Source organism: Microbispora sp. H10885 (assembly GCF_014161415.1).
Classification (GTDB): Bacteria; Actinomycetota; Actinomycetes; order Streptosporangiales; family Streptosporangiaceae; genus Microbispora; species Microbispora triticiradicis.
Map to the genome: position 1 here is coordinate 366,486 of NZ_JABBWY010000003.1, position 15,766 is coordinate 382,251.

The following is a 15,766-nucleotide window of genomic DNA, read 5'->3' on the forward strand; positions in this document are numbered from 1 at the left end:
AGGCATCTGGGATTTCACGACTGAGTCGATAGCAAGGGTGAACTTCAATCACCTATCGGTCGGGCTGAGTCGAGATCGATCTCAGGGACTCCAGCGGGCGGCGGCCAGGTCGTACAGGTACTTGGTGTCGCCATGGCCCGGTCCAGGTGTCGTATCGCTGGTTTCCGTCGGTATCGCGCACCCGGCTGATGACGGAGTTGAGGTAGCCCACTCGCAGAAGCGGGTTGTCGGCGTTGCTGTAGCGGTGCTACGGCACCATCGGCCAGCTCGCCCCATACCAAGGTGCCTACTACCACGTCGGTTGGGGACCGGCCATCAACGATCAGCTCTGCGCGATGACCCCTGGCGCCGACGGCAGACCGCACGACATCTCTGTCACCGACCGCGGTTTCCTCGGCAAGACCGAGGACTCCTCCACCGACCTCGTGCTGCTGGACGCCCGGTTCTACGACCCGTCGATCGGGAAGTTCCTCTCGCCCGACCCCATCCTGGAGCTGAGCGAGCCGCAGCTGGCCAACCCGTACGGGTACGCGGGGAACAACCCGGAGACCTTCGCGGACCCGACCGGCCTGTCGGTGCGGTGCCCGTCCTGGCTGCCGGCGGCGCTGTGCACCATGCTCAACTCAATCCCCCAGTGGGCGATCGACGGCTTCTTCGGCGCGGTGCGGTCGTTCCTGGAGAACAACACCGCGGTGATCGCCGCCCAGCTGGCGCTGCAGGCGTTCGGCGTGGGCGGCCCGCTGGACTGGATGTCCCAGCTGGAAGGAATCTTCGGCGTCAACCGCAACTCCACCGCCTACAAGGTCGGCAGCGTCGCTGCGACGATCATCTCCTGGGCCGGAGTCGGCGGTGTCATGAACCTCCTCGGGAAGGGGCTCAAGGAAGGAGCGGAGTTTCTATCCAAGCGGCTTGCCGCCCAGCAAGCGGAGAAGCTGGCGGCGAGAAAGGCGGCCCAGAAGGCCGCGGCCAGACGAGCGGAGGCGGCTGCTGCGGCCTCCGAACGACGAGCGGCCGCGGCGGCGAGGCGCAAGGCCAGAGCCGAGGCGAAGGCGACCAGCAAGGCCACCCGATCGCGCGGGGGCACCCACAAGAGCAGCGCGTCGACCCGTGGAGGCTCGAAATCGCGTTCCGGAAGCCGCTGCAGCTTCCCGCCAGGGACCTTGGTGCTGATGGCGGACGGCTCACGTCGTCCGATCGAACAGCTCAAGGTCGGCGACAAGGTCCTTGCGACCGATCCGGTGACCTCCGTCGAAGGCGCCCATGCGGTCACCGCTACCACCGGCTACAAAGCCGACAAGCACATGGTCGAGATCTCGATCAAGCCCAAGTCAGCCAAGGCCGGGAACGGTGACACCATCACCGCGACCGACAACCACCCGTTCTGGGTGCAGAACCGGCACGCCTGGCTGCAGGCCGGACGGCTCCAACCCGGCATGTGGTTGCGCACATCCGCCGGCACCTGGGTCCAGATCTCCGCCATCAAGACCTGGACCAGTCAGCAGCAAGAGGTCCACAACCTCACCGTCGCGGACCTCCACACCTATTATGTACTCGCAGGTGTCACGCCGGTCCTCGTTCACAACTGCGGTCTGAAGCCTGGAGAGCAGCACGTGTATCGGGCCGTGCAAGAGAAGGAACGTCGGCAGATTCACAAAACTCGCCGTTATGAGAATGTGCCTGGAATTGAATCGAAATATTTCTCGTCAACGCCAGAAGGGGCGGCTCAGTACGCTAAGGCTGCCTATGGGAAGTTTCCTCAAGAGGGTCCGTATACTCTGACTCGCGGAGTTATCCGCTCGGATGCTATCCCGGCCGAGAGTAGGATTGAAAGCCTTGCGGACGGGGGAGGCGGTATCGATGATTTTGCTCTCGGAGAGGATGCAATGAACGCTATTGGCAGGGTCCGTATTATGCCATACATGCCGATTCCTTAGGTGGTTTATGAAGATCTATGTGACCTCCCGTAGTCAGGCAACCCTAGATGTATGGGCACGCCTGCTGCCCCAATCGCTCGGTGTCGAGCTCGTAAATGAAGCCGGGAGGGCGGTTCAGGCTGACGTCATCGTAGTCTCTGGTAAATGGGCCTTCGATAGATATGGAGGGGTGCCCAATAGGCAAACCGCTCAGATTCGACCGAACATACGTAATGACAGGCTGCCGGAGTGGGTTGTCATTCCGCCATTCCGTCCAGTCGTTGAGCGGGATGGTCAATTCGAGATCCGTTCCGATTTCAAGGATATGAGTCCGGCTCATTTCGGGATTCTTGAATCCCTGAAAGTGATACTTCAAAATCTCGGGGATTCTTGCTCTGTTATTCTCGATCTTCCACTGCTTGGAATGGACGATCCTTATGATGAGTCAACGCCAGTGTCGGTGGCTAGTGCAATCAACAAGATATTGCCGGAAAATGAGGCGTAGCCGCTCAGCATCTATGTGATCAAGTGGCCTGAATCGGGCTCGGCTCGGGAGAGAACAGGACCGACCTCGGGCAGTACGGGCCCGTGCCGGTCAGAGAGGAGCCGGGAGCAGGTCGGCCGGTACCATGCGGTTGCAGGAATTGAATATCTCTCTCACACTGCGGCGACCGACGCCGGGCCTCTATGGCGTCTGGCGTGCGAATGCGTTCGATCACGTGCGCAAGCTGGAGCGATGGGAGGATGAGGTAGGGGATGAATCGGCCCTCGAACGTCATCTCGGCGGTTCCTTTCTGTCCCTGTGCAACTTCAGCGCTTCGCGAGCATGGCAGGTCGAACTGGCCGGTTGGATTGTGCTGGAGTGAAATGGAACTCTATGAGACGTTCCCAGATGTCGCCGAAGCCGTACGCGCGCAGTCGGCACTCCGAGATCAACTCGACTTGACCAACAGTCTGCCGACTGCTCCTGAATTCGTGGCAGGGTTGGATGTCTCATACGAAGTTGACAGCCGGTACGCTGCCGCTGCGGCGGTCCTGATAGAGCTGCGGTCACTTGAGGTCAGGGAGACTGCCATCGCCTACGGTGAGGTGACTTTTCCTTATGTCCCAGGGCTGCTGGCGTTTCGTGAGGTTCCTATTCTTCGGGAAGCGCTTGGAAAACTGTCGGGCCAGCCGGATGTGCTTGTTTGCGATGGTTACGGAGTCGCTCATCCGAGGCGCTTTGGATTGGCCTGTCACATAGGTGTGGCAACTGGCTTACCGTCGTTCGGTGTGGCGAAGTCGCCCTTCGGCATGGAATTTGTCGATCCTGGGCCACGACGGGGTGACTGGTCGCCGATCGTTGACGATGGCGAGGTGCTTGGTCGTGCGCTCCGTACACAGGACGGCATCAAACCGGTGTTCGTATCCGTTGGGCATCGAGTCGGCCTGGACCAGGCGACCGAGTTGACACTCAAGCTGAGCCGTGAATTCCGCCTCCCGGAGGCGATTCGCAAGGCGGACTTTCTTTCGCGTCAAGAGCTACGAAGGCGTCGAGGGGTTGGATAGCGCGAGCTGGAACCAGACCACCCGCCCCGCCTTGCTCTCATGCCATCCCCAGGCCACCGCCAGCTCCTGGACCAGCCACAGCCCACGGCCCGTGCACATCTCCGGGTCGGTGCCGACCTGTACGCGGGGTGCGCTGGTGGCCGAGCCCGCGTCGATGACGTCGACGTGGAGTGTTCCGGAGCGTCGGGCGACGGTCACGGTCACCTGTCCGCGGGGCAGGCGCGAGTCGGAGTGCCGTACGGCGTTGGCGACGAGTTCGCTGACCAGCAGCACGGCGTAGTCGGCCTGCGGGTGGCCGGTCTCGGCCAGGAGCACCCGGAGGTAGTGACGCGCCTTCCGCACCGACGCGGCCTCACCGGGCAGGTCGATCTGTCCCAGCAGTTCCACCGCCTTCGTCGCGTGCTGCGGGAGACCCGCACAGCCGGGATCGGCGTACGGCTCAGGCGCCACCCAGCTGCCCGTGGAAGGCCGGGACGAGGCCGACCTCACAGCCTGATGTCCATGGTCGCCCGTCCGCATCTTCGACCCCTTCTCGCCAGCTTGGCACCCGTTTGAGCGCACTCGGTCATCGATAGATAACGCAACGTGAGTGGCTCGCTTTGATGGTCATCCTTCGGAAGCGACGGGGCAAGCGAAATTGCAAATTTGCTCCATGTGACGTCTTCGTTGGTTTCCCTGATGTGGTCCCTCCTAGGGCGGCACACTGTGCGTGACGATCAGGGAGGTTTCCGTGACGAACGGGCGTGGGCCCACGGTCCGGCGCAGACGGCTGGCCGGCGAACTGCGCAGGCTGCGCGAACGCAAAGAGCTGACCCTGGAGGACGCCGCCGAGCGCCTCGGCTGGTCGGCGGCGAAGGTGTCCAGGATCGAGACGGCTCGCGTCGGGATCACCTCGCCGGACCTCACCCGCATGCTCGACCTGTACGAACTGGCCGACGACAGGCGGGCCGGCCTGCACGCGCTGGCCAGGACCGCCCGCACCCGGGGCTGGTGGGACGCCTACGCTGACTCGCTGCCGAGCGACTACTCGGCCTACATCCAGCTCGAAGCCGACGCGGCGTTCATCCGCAGCTACGACGGCATGATCGTGCACGGACTGCTGCAGACCGACGAGTATGCCCGGGAGATCATCCGCGCCGCCCTGATGGGCCTGTCCTCCCCGGCCGAGGTCGAGCGACGGGTGGAGGTGCGCATGACCCGGCAGCGGCTGCTGCTCCGGGACGAGAGCCCGCTGCGGTTCTGGACGGTCGTCGACGAGGCCGCGCTCACCCGCAGGGTCGGTTCCGAGGTGATCATGCGCGAGCAGCACGCGAGGCTTCTGGAGTTCGCGGATCGGGACAACGTCACGATCCAGGTGCTGCCCTTCGCCAAGGGCGCGCATCCCGCGACAGCCGGGACTTTCGCTCTGCTCGAATTCCGTGAAACCTACGATCCAAATGTGGTGTACGTCGAGGGCACGACAAGTAACCTGTACGTCGAGAGCGATGCCGAGATCTACCGGTATTCGCTGGCCTTCGACCATCTTCGAGCGATGGCGCTCGACCCCGACGAGTCGAGGCGGCTCATCGCGCGGCTGGCCGAGGGGTCCTGAGAGCGATCCTGCCGAGAGAAAGCCAAGGGGTTGTCCGTGTACCTGTCTCGCGTCACGTGGCGAAAGAGTCGTCGTAGCGGCAACGGCTCGAACTGTGTCGAGATCGCCGTCGCCGACGCTGCCGAGGCGGGTACGGAACACAAAGCGGACGCCCGGCGGTTGTTTCTGGTCCGCGACTCGAAGAATCCGGACGGTCCGGTTCTGGCGTTTACGCCGTCCGAATGGGATGCCTTCGTCGGCGGGGTCAAGGACGGCGAGTTCGACGACCTGAGCTGACCACCTGATCCTCCCCACCTCGCATGGCGCTCGATCGGAGTATCGGCGCATACTCGTCGGGCGCGTCGAAGAGCGCGCCGTGTTCCATCTGACCGGCATCACGAAACTGGCCGCCCAGTCGCGGATGACGTCAGCGACGGCCTCGATGGTGTGAAGTACGGCTGTACCGTGCCCCTGTCCGGGCGGTACGAGCCGGCGCCGCCTGGTTGGTGGCGGCGCCGGGCTGTTCTGGCTAGCTCGGGCTGTTACCGGAGGTATGCCGCGAGGCCGAGGCGTTGGTCGCGTACGGCTCCGGCGACGAGACCGGCGATCTGCCGGGCGCCGTACGCCTCGAAGTGGGTGTGGTCGTTGGCGAAGAACGCGCCCACCGGGCCCGAGGTGTAGTCGCCGCTGTACGGACAGAAGCGCAGGCTGTTGTAGAGGGTGTAGCTCAGCTTGTGCAGGTCGATGACCGGAGTGCCGGTGGCGGAGCCGACGTCGAAGGTCTCGGTCAGGTAGCCGCGGTTGGGCGTGGCGGTGCTTCCGCTGCAGGTCAGGGCGGCAACGGGAGTCACCAGCACGGGGTTGGCGCCACGCTGCTTCGCGGCGCGGACCATGGCGGTGAGGAGTTCGCGATAGCGGGCGGAGCCGACGTGCCTGGGGCAGGTGGGGGAGCCGTCGTTGATGCCGAACTGGATGAAGAGGTAGTCGCCGGTCTTCATTCCCGTGGAGGCGTCGAGCATGGACTGCCAGCGGGCTGCGTAGGCGGTCGAGCTGAGGACGCATTCGCCCGAGGAGTTGGTGCTGCTGGTGACGGCCGACTCGTAGAGCCAGGTCTGGATGCTGCGGCCGCCGACGGCGTTGTTCGCCACGGTGGCGTTGGCGGTGAGGTACTGGCCGAGTTCGCGGCCCCAGCCGACGATGGGGTCGCCGGAGCTGTTGGCGACGGTGGAGTCGCCGGCCAGCCAGACTGTGATCTTCCCGGGGGTCGGGGTGGTGCTGGGTGTCGCGCTCGGGCTCGCGCTCGGCGTCGCGCTGGGGCTCGGACTGGGGCTCGGGCTGGGGAAGCGGGTCGGGGAGGCGCTGGGGCTGCTGGTGACCCCGCCGGTGCAGGTGACGCCGTTGAGCGCGAAGCTCGCCGGCACCGGGTTGGCGGAGCTCCACGACCCGTTGAACCCGAAGTTGGCCGACCCGTTGCCCGGGATGGTGCGGTTGTAGTCGACGTTCTTGGCGGTGACGTTCGCCCCGGTCTGCGTGACCGTCGCGTTCCAGGCCTGGGTGACCTGCTGGCCCGTGGAGAAGGTCCAGGTCAGCGTCCACCCGTTGATCGTGTCGCCGAGGTTCGTCACGGTGACGTCCGCGCCGAAACCACCCGTCCACTGGTTGGTGATCCGGTAGGTGACAGCGCAGCCGGTGGCGGCGCCGGCGCTCGGCGCCGCCGCGAAGGTCAGCGCCCCCGTCAGCGCGGCTACCGCTGCTGCGATCGCCGTGGCGGCGCGCCGTCGGAACATGGTCATCTGCGGTTCTCTCCTTCTCGGGCGGGCGGGCGCTCGGTCGGTCAGCGGGCGAGGGTGCTTCTCAGCGGGCCGGCGACTGCAACGAGGTCGTACGGCCGCCGCATGATCAGCCGGGTCGCGTCAGGTCAGCGCGCATGCGGCGCCGTTGAGGGTGAAGGAGGCCGGTGTGGAGTTGGCGCCGGTCGAGGTGCCGGTGAAGCCGACCGTCGCGGAGGCGCCGGGCGCGAGAGCGGGGCTCCATGTGGGGTTCGTGACGGTGACGGCCGCGCCGGTCTGGGTGAATGTGCCGTTCCAGCCCTGGCTGATCTGCTGGCCGTCGGAGAACCTCCAGCCGAGCGCCCACCCGTTCAGGGTGCTGCCGCCGGTGTTGGTCACCTGTACCTCGCTCTGGAAGCCACCGGGCCACTGGTTGGTCACGGTGTAGTGCACGGCGCACGCGCCGGCCGGGCCGCTCGGGGTGGCGCTGGGCGTCGCCGAGGGCGTGGAAGTGGGCGTGCGGCTGGGCGACACGGAGGGCGTCGGGCTCGGCGACCGGCTCGGGCTCGGCGTCGGGGTGGGGGAGGTGGGCGGAGCGAGGTGGGCGGCGACGATCGGCGCGAGTTTGGCCGCGATCGCGCGGTGTCCGGCGTCGTTGGGGTGGACGCTGTCGGACAGGCCGTCGGAGGGCACCCATCCGTCGGTGGCGACGAAGAAGACGTTGCGGTCGCCGGCGTTGTTGACGGTCTGCACCGCGGCCTGGGTCTGCGGGACGAACCGCCCGCGGAAGGTCTGCAGGGCCAGGATCGCGGCCTTCGGGTATTTGCTCCGGATGGTGCGCAGCAGGCCGACGTAGGAGTCCTGGAACTGCGTCGTGGACACCCCGTGACCGGCGTCGTTGGTACCGAGGTTGATCACGACGACGTCCGCCTGGTATCGGGTGAAGTCGTGGTCGACGGCGCCGTCCGCGGCGCTGACCTTCACGAAGCGGCGGTCCAGGCCGACGCAGCCGTCGGCGGTGCTGACCAGGCAGGCGCCCCCCTCGGCGACCTGCATGTGGTCCAGTCCGAGCTGCTCGCCGACCAGCCATCCGTACGCGGTGAGGGCGTTCTTCGAGGTGGTGGTGCCGACGGTGATCGAGTCGCCGACGAACTCGACCATGCCCTTGGCAGGTTGGGCGGGCAGGGTGCGTGCGCCTGAGTCGAGCACCAGCCCCTGGAACACCGCGTCGCCGTGATAGGAGCCGGCCACCACCCGGTAGGACACGCGCAGGGTGTGGTTGCCCGCCGAAAGCGGGGTGGCGGTGAGGTTGACCGTGCCCCGTACGTTCTGCAGGTAGACGTCGGGGCGGCCGTCGATGCTGTAGTAGAGGTCGATGGTGTTGCGCTGCTTGAGCTTGACCGTGGTGCCGGTGAACCCGGTGGTGAGGTAGGCGCCGGCCCAGCCGGGGACGTAGGCGGCGCTGTCGCGGGTGTCCCAGCGGCCGACGAAGCGGATGTTGGGGTCGGTCGGTGTCCCGTCTCCGGCGGCGGCCTGCGCTCCGGGTGGCGTCGCGAGCGCGACCGCGGCGACGACGGTGCCGGCGGCGACGGCCAGGCGAATGAGCTTCATGCCGATCCGTCTCATGCAGCGTCCAATCTGGTGGGGACCGGTGGGGCCGGACGTCACGAGACGCTAGAAAAGCGCACGTAAAGGCGTCAAACACGCTCTGACTGCATGTGCAGTCCATTTGAAGGGGAAGTCGTCGCGTTTCAGGTCAGCCGTGCGACGGCGGCCGGCGGAGAACTCTCCCCGTATGAAACTTTCGGCGCCTCGTGTGAAAAGCCCGCTCGCCCCTTCCGGACGAGACGGGACGACGCCGCCCCCAGGCCATGGACAATCTCCGCAAAAGACTTCAGCATCATCATCGAACCGCACTTCCGGGTGAAACGGCGGCGAGTACTTCGCTTGGCACGCTGACCAAGCTCGCCGTCACCTGCGCGAACCCGGCCGTTCTGCCGCACGTCATCGAGCTGTATCGCTACTGCACCCTGGATCGATCCGGCAGTAAGGAGCGAGAAGCATGACCACGACGCTGTCGTTCGGGGACCATCCGGCCGGGACCCCGGTGCACCGGAAGTTCCAGGACATTCCGTTCTCCGCGGCCGCCGGCACCGCTGACCCGACCAAGGGGCAGGCCGCCGTCTGAATGGGTCGGGAATGCTCTCGCGGCTCCTTTCCCACGCGTCGAACCGCCCTCCGTTGAACCGCTGCCCGTCGAACCTCTGCCCGTCGACCCGTCACCCGTCGAACCGACGCCCGGGTCGTCCGGGGCGCCTGATACGGACGCGCGGTGATGTGCGCGGCCTCGGGCGCCGGTTCCGTCTCGCGCGCGTTCCAGTCCGCGTTCCAGTCCACGTTCCAGGCCACGTTCCACTCCTCGCCCGGACCGGACGGGGGACCAGGTGCGCGTCACCGCGCACCGCACGCTCGCGCCGTACTCGTCACGGCGACACGGCCGTGCTCGACGGCGCCCACACCCGGAAGGAAGTGGTCCTATGAGCCCGCACACCGTCGCGCCGCTGCTTCTCGGCCTCGCGGTGATCGTCGTGACGGCGTGGCTGCTCGGCATGCTCGCCCGCCGGCTCGGCCAGCCCGCAGTCATCGGCGAGATCGTGGGCGGCATCCTGCTCGGGCCGACGCTGTTCGGCGGCGCGGTATCCAGGACGATCTTTCCCGCCGAGGTGCGGCCGTCGCTGACCCTGCTGGCCGACATCGGCGTCTGCCTGTTCATGTTCCTCATCGGCCTGCACCTGGACCACACGCTGCTGCGCGGCCAGAGTCGTACGGCCTCCGTCGTGTCGGTATGCGCGATGCTGCTGCCGTTCGGTCTCGGCGCCCTGCTGGCGCTCTACCTCGCCGGCGGTGGCGGCACCGGCGACCGGGTCGCGTTCGTGCTGTTCATGGGCGTCGCGATGGCGGTCACCGCGTTCCCGGTCCTGGCCCGGATCCTCACCGACAAAGGCCTGATCGACACGCCGATCGGCGGGCTGGCACTGGCCTGCGCAGCGGTGGGCGACGTGCTCGCGTGGGCGCTCCTCGCCGTCGTGGCGGCGCTGGCGGGTGGCGGTGGTCACCCGTGGCGCGTCCTGTTCGTGGTGCCCTTCGCCGCCGTGCTGCTGGGGGTGGTACGACCGCTGCTGGCCCGGCTGGCCGCCCGCCGTCCGGTGTCCGGTCCGCTGACCGGCGTCGTGCTGGTCGCCGGGGCGGCCGGGCTGCTGCTGTCGGCTCAGGCGACCAGCTGGATGGGCCTGCACGCCATCTTCGGCGCGTTCCTCTTCGGCGTCGCCATGCCGCGTGAGGGCGTCTCGGCGCTGCGTGAGCGGGTCCTGCCGTGGATCGAGCGAATCTGCGCCGTCATGCTGCTGCCGGTCTTCTTCATGGCCGCCGGTCTCAAGGTCGATCTGTCCCGGCTGGACACGGTCGCGTTCGGCGAGCTGGCGCTGATCCTGCTCGTGGCGGTCACCGGCAAGTTCGGAGGTGCGTACCTCGGCGCGCGGATCACCGGCGTACGTCCCCGCCACTCGGCGGTCCTCGGCATCCTGATGAACACTCGCGGCCTGACCGAGCTGATCGTGCTGATCGTCGGGCTCGAGCTCGGCGTGCTGACGCCGCGGCTGTACTCCCTGATGATCCTGATGGCCCTGGTCACGACCGCCATGACCGGTGTCCTGCTGCGGATCGTGTACCCCGAACGAAGGGTCGTCGAGGACAGGTCGCCCCGCACCGGCGCAACCCAGCTGCGCGTGAACGAAGGGCGTTCCGGCTTGTCTGATGAGTATTGACGCTTGTCTGACGAGTGCCCATCATGGTGTCGCCGGAGTCGAGATCCTTTGCGCCCCGGGAGGCAGGGCCCGGGGCCCGTGGCCCGGCGCGGGCGCAACGACATATGAGGTGACGCATGCCCCGACTGTTCGCCGCTCGACTGCTCACCACCTGTCTGACGTTGTCCGTGGTCGCGGCCTGCGGGGCCACGGGCGGCGGCACCACCGCGGGCCCGGCCTCCGGCGAGAGCCGGGCCGGCGCCGCGAAGATCACTGTCGGGGTCGCCTACAGCCGGGGCGGGCGCGGAGACAAGTCCTTCAACGACTCGGTCGGGGCCGGAGTCGACCAGGCCAAGGCGAAGCTGGGCGTGTCCGCCAAGGAGCTCAGTCCGAACGCGGCCGGGTCGGACCTGGAGGAGGTCCTGCGCCTGCTGGCCGAAACAGGACACAATCCCGTCCTGGCCGTCGGCTTCTTCTACGCCCAGCCGCTGGCGAAGGTCGCGCCCGCCTTCCCCCACACCCAGTTCGTCATCATCGACGACGCGACGGTGAAGCTGCCCAACGTCACCAACGTGACCTTCCGGGAAGAGCAGGCGAGCTACCTGGTGGGAGCCGCGGCGGCCCTCAAGTCGTCCACCGGGCGGATCGGCTTCGTCGGCGGCGTGCAGACACCTCCCCAGGAGAAGTTCATCGCCGGATACACGGCCGGCGCCCGGAAGATCAAACCCGGCATCCACATCTCCAGCGTGTTCCTCTCCCAGCCGCCCGACTTCAGCGGGTTCTCCTCGCCGGACAAGGCGCAGGAGGCGGCCCGCGGGATGTACGACGACGGCGCCGACATCGTCTACCACGCCGCCGGCGCGTCCGGGCTCGGCGTCTTCCAGGCGGCGAAGGCGGCAGGCAAGTGGGCGATCGGGGTCGACGTGGACCAGCGCAAGACGGTCGGCCAGGGGCTGGCCGACGTGATCCTCACCAGCGCCACCAAACAGCTCGACGTCGCGGTGCTGCGCATCATCGAGGACGCGGCGGCGGGCAAGCCGGTCTACGGGCTGCAGGAGTTCGGGCTCAAGGAAGGCGGAGTGGGCTACACCACGACCGGCGGCGAGCTCGGCGACGCCGAGCCGCGAATCGAGGAGCTCCGCAAGCAGATCATCGCGGGCGAGATCACCGTGCCCGTCTCGCCCAGCTGACGTCCGCGCCGGCGACACCGCGACGGGGCGAGTCTGGAGGTCCGATGTCCCCGCACGCCATCCACGAACCACCTCCGCTCGTCGAGCTCCGCGGCATCGGCAAGCGCTATCCGGGCGTCGTCGCCAACCGTGACGTGAACCTCGCCGTCCACCCTGGCCAGATCCACGCGGTGGTGGGGGAGAACGGCGCGGGCAAGTCGACGCTCATGAGGATCCTGTACGGAGAGGAGCAGCCCGACGAAGGCGAGCTCCTGCTGGACGGCGAGACGGTCCGGCTGCGGTCACCCGCCGACGCCATCGCGGCCGGGATCGGCATGGTCCACCAGCACTTCATGCTCGCCGAGAACCTGACCGTGCTGGAGAACGTGATCCTCGGAGCCGAGAACACCCGCTGGGGCCTGCTCGACCGACGCTCAGGCCGGCGTGCGGTGCGGGAGGTGAGCGAGCGCTACGGCCTCGACGTGGATCCCGACGCCACCGTCGAGCACCTGGGCGTGGGGCAGCGGCAGCGCGTCGAGATCCTCAAGGTCCTCTACCGCGGCGCCCGCGTGCTGATCTTCGATGAGCCCACCGCGGTGCTCGTGCCCGGCGAGGTGCGGGCCCTGTTCGGCAGCCTCGCCGGACTGCGCGCGCAGGGACTGGCCGTCGTCTTCATCTCGCACAAGCTCGACGAGGTGCTCGCCGTCTCCGACCACATCACCGTCATCCGCGCGGGCACCTCGGTGGGATCCTTCGCGACCGCGGAGGCCGATCCCCGCCGCCTGTCCCGGCTCATCGTCGGCGGGGAGCTGCCGGCGCCGGCGGCGCGGCGGCGCGGCGGAGGCGGGGAGGTCGTCCTGCGGCTGCGCGGCCTGCGGGCCGACGCCGTCGCGGACGCGACGCTGGAGGTGGCGCAGGGGGAGATCCTCGGCATCGCGGGGGTCCAGGGCAACGGGCAGACCGAGCTGATCGAGGCGATCATGGGAATCCGCGCGGTGTCGGGAGGCTCGCTGCACATTGCGGGCCGGGAGGCGACCCACCTCGGCACGCGGGGCCGCCGCCGGCTGGGGCTCGCCTGCATCCCGGAGGACCGCCACCGCCAGGCGCTCGCGCTGCCCGCGACGCTCTGGGAGAACGCCATGCTCGGCAGCGAGGATCTGCGCCGGCGCAGCCGGTGGCGGGTCGACAGGAAGGCGGCCCGGGACGCGACCGGCCGGCTCGTCGCCGGGTTCGGCATCAGGTCGCCCTCTGTCGACGTACCCGCCGCCGCGCTGTCGGGAGGCAACCAGCAGAAGCTGGTCGTCGGCAGGGAGCTCGGGGGCCGGCCCAAGGTGCTGCTGGCCGCCCACCCCACCCGCGGCGTGGACGTCGGTGCCCAGGCCGTCATCTGGGAACGGCTGCGCGACGCCAGGGACGACGGTCTGGCGGTGCTGCTGGTCGGCGCCGATCTCGACGAGCTGCTCGGCCTGAGCGACCGGGTGCAGGTGATGCTGCGCGGCAGGCTGAGCCCCGCCGTCCCCGTCGGGGAGCTGACCGTGGAGCGCCTCGGCCGGATGATGACGGGCGCCGAACCGGAGCCCGTCGACTCGGCCGCGGAGAACCGATGAGGCCCGCCCGGACGGGCTGGGGAGTGGCGAGCACGCTCGCCGCCCCCGCGCTCGCACTGCTGATCGCGCTCACCGTCTCGACGGCCGTTCTCGCCGCGGTCGGCGCCTCGCCGTCGCGGACGTACCTGACGATGCTGGAGTTCGGCGTACGGCCTGACTCGCTCGTCTCCGCGGTCAACCGGTCGGCCATCTACTTCTTCGCCGGTCTCGCCGTCGCCGTCTCCTTCCGCATGAACCTCTTCAACATCGGCGTCGAAGGGCAGTACCGCTTCGCGGCGCTGCTCGCGGCCGCGGCCGGCACGTCCTTCGATCTGCCGGGGCCGCTGCACCTCGCCGTCGTCTGCCTGGTCGCCGTGCTCGCCGGCGCCCTGTGGGCCGGCATCGCCGCCGTGCTCAAGACATGGCGCGGCGTCTCCGAGGTGCTGTCCACGCTCCTGCTGAACTACGTCGCCACCGCCGTCATCGCCTTCCTGCTGGCCGAGGTGTTCGCGGCGGGCAGCGCCACCGGATCGACCCCTGAGCTGCCGCCCTCGGCGCGCCTGCCCGAACTCGACGGGCTGCTCGCCCTTCTCGGGGTCTCGCTTCCCGCGGGCGCGCACCTCGGCGGGGCCGTGCTGGGAGCGGTCGTCCTCGGCGTCGGCGTGCACCTGGTGCTCACCCGCACCCTGTACGGCTACGACCTGAGGATGAGCGGACTGAACCCGGCGGCGGCCCACGCCCACGGCATCGACCCACGCCGCATGATCATCATCACGATGCTCGTGTCGGGCGGGCTCGCCGGGCTGGCCGGCCTGCCGGACCTGCTGGGCAACACCTATCGCTACGGCGTGGACTTCCCCTCCGGCGCCGGGTTCACCGGCATCGCCGTGGCGCTGCTCGGCCGCAACAGCCCTCTGGGCATCGCGCTGTCCGCCCTGCTCTTCGGGTTCCTGGAGCGTTCGGCACTGATCCTCGACATCGAGGGCATCCCGAAGGAGATCGTCACGATCATGCAAGGCGTCATCGTGATCAGCGTCGTGGTCGCCCACGAACTGGCGCGCCGCATGGACCGCAGGCGCACCGCGCGACTCGTCCGCGAAGGGGCCCCCGCCCCCGCCACGCCGACCGCCCCCGCCACGCCGGCCGGACCCGCCGCATGAGGGCGGCGACGCCGCGGCCCTGGTGGCGCCGCCCTCATGTGGTGGGCCCGGTGCTCGCCGTGGTCGCCGTCCTGCTCGCGGTATCGATGGTCAGGACCCTAACCGGAACCGAGGCCCTCACCGGATCCGGCGTCGTCGGCGCCACACTCCGCCTGGCGGTTCCGATCGGGCTCGCCGGTCTGAGCGGCCTGTGGAGTGAGCGCGCGGGCGTGGCCAACCTCGGCATCGAGGGCATGATGATCATCGGGACCGTCTGCGGGGCCTGGGCCGGTTACGCGTACGGCGTCTGGGCCGGCGTCCTGGCCGGCGTGGTGGGCGGCGTGCTGGCCGGCCTGCTCCACGCCGTCGTCACCGTGACCTTCGGCGTGGACCAGGTGGTCTGCGGAGTCGCCGTCAACATCCTGGCGGTGGGGGTCGCGCGGTTCCTGTGCGTCGTCGCCTTCAACGGCCTGCCCGGGGCGGGCGCCACCCAGTCGCCTCCCGTCCGGGGGGCGATCGGCACGATCAGCCTGCCGGTCCTGGCGGGCGGCTGGGGCACGCCGGACCTCCTCGGACGGCTCGAACAGACGCACTGGTTCCTGCTCTCCGATGCCGGCGGCATTCTGCGGGGGTTCCTCCACGACGTCTCCTGGTTCACTGTGCTCGCCGTCGCGCTGGTCCTGTGCAGCGTGCTGGTGCTGTGGCACACCGCCTTCGGGCTGCGGTTGCGCGCGGCCGGGGAGCATCCCGCCGCGGCCGACTCCCTCGGGGTCCCGGTCCAGCGGATGCGGTACTGGGCGGTGCTGGTGTCCGGGGGGCTCGCCGGTCTCGCCGGGTCCTACCTGGTCACCGTCGCCTCCAACGTCTACCGGGAGGGTCAGACCGGCGGCCGGGGCTTCATCGGGCTCGCCGCCATGATCTTCGGCAACTGGCGGCCGGCGGGCACCGTCGGCGGAGCGCTGCTGTTCGGGTACGCCGACGCCCTGCAACTGCGCCAGTCGACCGCCGTGCACGTGCTGATCCTGCTCGCCGCCGTGCTGCTGTGGATGGCGGCGATCGTCGGCCTGCGCCGCCGTCCCCGTCTGTCGGGGGTGATGGCGCTGCTCGGCATGACCGCCTTCGCGGTCTTCCAGACGACCGACGCGGTCCCCACCCAGCTCGTCTACGCCACGCCCTACCTCGCCACCCTCCTGGTCCTGGTCACGACCGCCCAGCGACTCCGGATGCCGGCCTACGTCGGTGTCCCCTACCGACGAGGAGGTGCCTGAC

Annotated in this window: 15 protein-coding genes; 12 read left to right on the forward strand and 3 right to left on the reverse strand. The window is 68.6% G+C overall.

The features are described 5' to 3' along the window. Nucleotides 1-335 precede the first annotated feature (335 nt). From HHX37_RS10185 to HHX37_RS10200, 4 genes are all read left to right on the forward strand, one after another. Nucleotides 336-1,934, forward strand: a complete 1,599-nt coding sequence (locus tag HHX37_RS10185; protein ID WP_182885243.1) for a polymorphic toxin-type HINT domain-containing protein — start codon at nucleotides 336-338, stop codon at nucleotides 1,932-1,934. Nucleotides 1,935-1,941: 7 nt separating this feature from the next. Then, nucleotides 1,942-2,418: a hypothetical protein gene (locus HHX37_RS10190; RefSeq protein ID WP_182885244.1), complete on the forward strand. Its 477-nt coding sequence runs from the start codon at nucleotides 1,942-1,944 to the stop codon at nucleotides 2,416-2,418. Nucleotides 2,419-2,542: 124 nt separating this feature from the next. After that, complete coding sequence (locus tag HHX37_RS10195; protein WP_182885245.1) at nucleotides 2,543-2,779, forward strand: hypothetical protein; 237 nt, start codon at nucleotides 2,543-2,545, stop codon at nucleotides 2,777-2,779. Between the two features lies 1 nt (nucleotide 2,780). Then, a complete protein-coding gene (locus tag HHX37_RS10200; RefSeq protein ID WP_182885246.1) occupies nucleotides 2,781-3,461 on the forward strand; it encodes an endonuclease V in 681 nt (226 codons plus the stop codon). On the opposite strand, the gene HHX37_RS10205 is transcribed toward HHX37_RS10200, so the two are convergent. After that, the gene (locus tag HHX37_RS10205; protein ID WP_182885247.1) at nucleotides 3,435-3,911 is read right to left on the reverse strand and encodes an ATP-binding protein; all 477 of its coding nucleotides are present in this window, start codon (nucleotides 3,909-3,911) and stop codon (nucleotides 3,435-3,437) included. The genes HHX37_RS10200 and HHX37_RS10205 overlap by 27 nt on opposite strands. 280 nt (nucleotides 3,912-4,191) lie before the next feature. Between HHX37_RS10205 and HHX37_RS10210 the strand changes: the two genes are divergently transcribed. Together HHX37_RS10210 and HHX37_RS10215 are read left to right on the forward strand one after the other, a co-directional pair. Beyond that, on the forward strand, nucleotides 4,192-5,052 hold the full coding sequence (locus HHX37_RS10210; protein WP_182885248.1) for a helix-turn-helix domain-containing protein: 861 nt from the start codon (nucleotides 4,192-4,194) through the stop codon (nucleotides 5,050-5,052). 36 nt (nucleotides 5,053-5,088) lie between these two features. Then, on the forward strand, nucleotides 5,089-5,328 hold the full coding sequence (locus HHX37_RS10215; protein ID WP_182882131.1) for a DUF397 domain-containing protein: 240 nt from the start codon (nucleotides 5,089-5,091) through the stop codon (nucleotides 5,326-5,328). A 245-nt stretch (nucleotides 5,329-5,573) separates the two neighbouring features. Here the strand turns inward: HHX37_RS10215 and HHX37_RS10220 are convergent, their stop codons facing one another. Both HHX37_RS10220 and HHX37_RS10225 read right to left on the reverse strand, forming a co-directional pair. Beyond that, complete coding sequence (locus HHX37_RS10220) at nucleotides 5,574-6,824, reverse strand: cellulose binding domain-containing protein (protein ID WP_220502748.1); 1,251 nt, start codon at nucleotides 6,822-6,824, stop codon at nucleotides 5,574-5,576. A gap of 120 nt (nucleotides 6,825-6,944) precedes the next feature. After that, nucleotides 6,945-8,411 carry a cellulose binding domain-containing protein gene (locus HHX37_RS10225; protein ID WP_220502749.1) on the reverse strand — a complete coding sequence of 489 codons (1,467 nt, stop codon included), beginning with the start codon at nucleotides 8,409-8,411 and terminating at the stop codon, nucleotides 6,945-6,947. Between the two features lie 451 nt (nucleotides 8,412-8,862). On the opposite strand from HHX37_RS10225, the gene HHX37_RS36495 reads away from it, so the two are divergent. The 6 genes from HHX37_RS36495 to HHX37_RS10250 all read left to right on the forward strand — a co-directional run bounded on the left by HHX37_RS36495 (nucleotide 8,863) and on the right by HHX37_RS10250 (nucleotide 15,765). Beyond that, on the forward strand, nucleotides 8,863-8,988 hold the full coding sequence (locus HHX37_RS36495) for a hypothetical protein (RefSeq protein WP_259403831.1): 126 nt from the start codon (nucleotides 8,863-8,865) through the stop codon (nucleotides 8,986-8,988). A 349-nt stretch (nucleotides 8,989-9,337) separates the two neighbouring features. Continuing rightward, on the forward strand, nucleotides 9,338-10,624 hold the full coding sequence (locus tag HHX37_RS10230) for a cation:proton antiporter (protein ID WP_182885250.1): 1,287 nt from the start codon (nucleotides 9,338-9,340) through the stop codon (nucleotides 10,622-10,624). A gap of 116 nt (nucleotides 10,625-10,740) precedes the next feature. After that, on the forward strand, nucleotides 10,741-11,793 hold the full coding sequence (locus HHX37_RS10235) for a BMP family lipoprotein (protein WP_182882134.1): 1,053 nt from the start codon (nucleotides 10,741-10,743) through the stop codon (nucleotides 11,791-11,793). Between the two features lie 44 nt (nucleotides 11,794-11,837). Beyond that, on the forward strand, nucleotides 11,838-13,379 hold the full coding sequence (locus HHX37_RS10240; RefSeq protein WP_182885251.1) for an ABC transporter ATP-binding protein: 1,542 nt from the start codon (nucleotides 11,838-11,840) through the stop codon (nucleotides 13,377-13,379). Then, on the forward strand, nucleotides 13,376-14,518 hold the full coding sequence (locus HHX37_RS10245; RefSeq protein WP_182882136.1) for an ABC transporter permease: 1,143 nt from the start codon (nucleotides 13,376-13,378) through the stop codon (nucleotides 14,516-14,518). Before HHX37_RS10240 ends, HHX37_RS10245 begins: the two co-directional genes overlap by 4 nt. Then, nucleotides 14,515-15,765 (forward strand): ABC transporter permease, encoded by a 1,251-nt coding sequence (locus HHX37_RS10250; protein WP_182882137.1) that lies wholly within the window; start codon nucleotides 14,515-14,517, stop codon nucleotides 15,763-15,765. The genes HHX37_RS10245 and HHX37_RS10250 overlap by 4 nt, the downstream gene beginning before the upstream one ends. Nucleotide 15,766 lies beyond the last annotated feature (1 nt).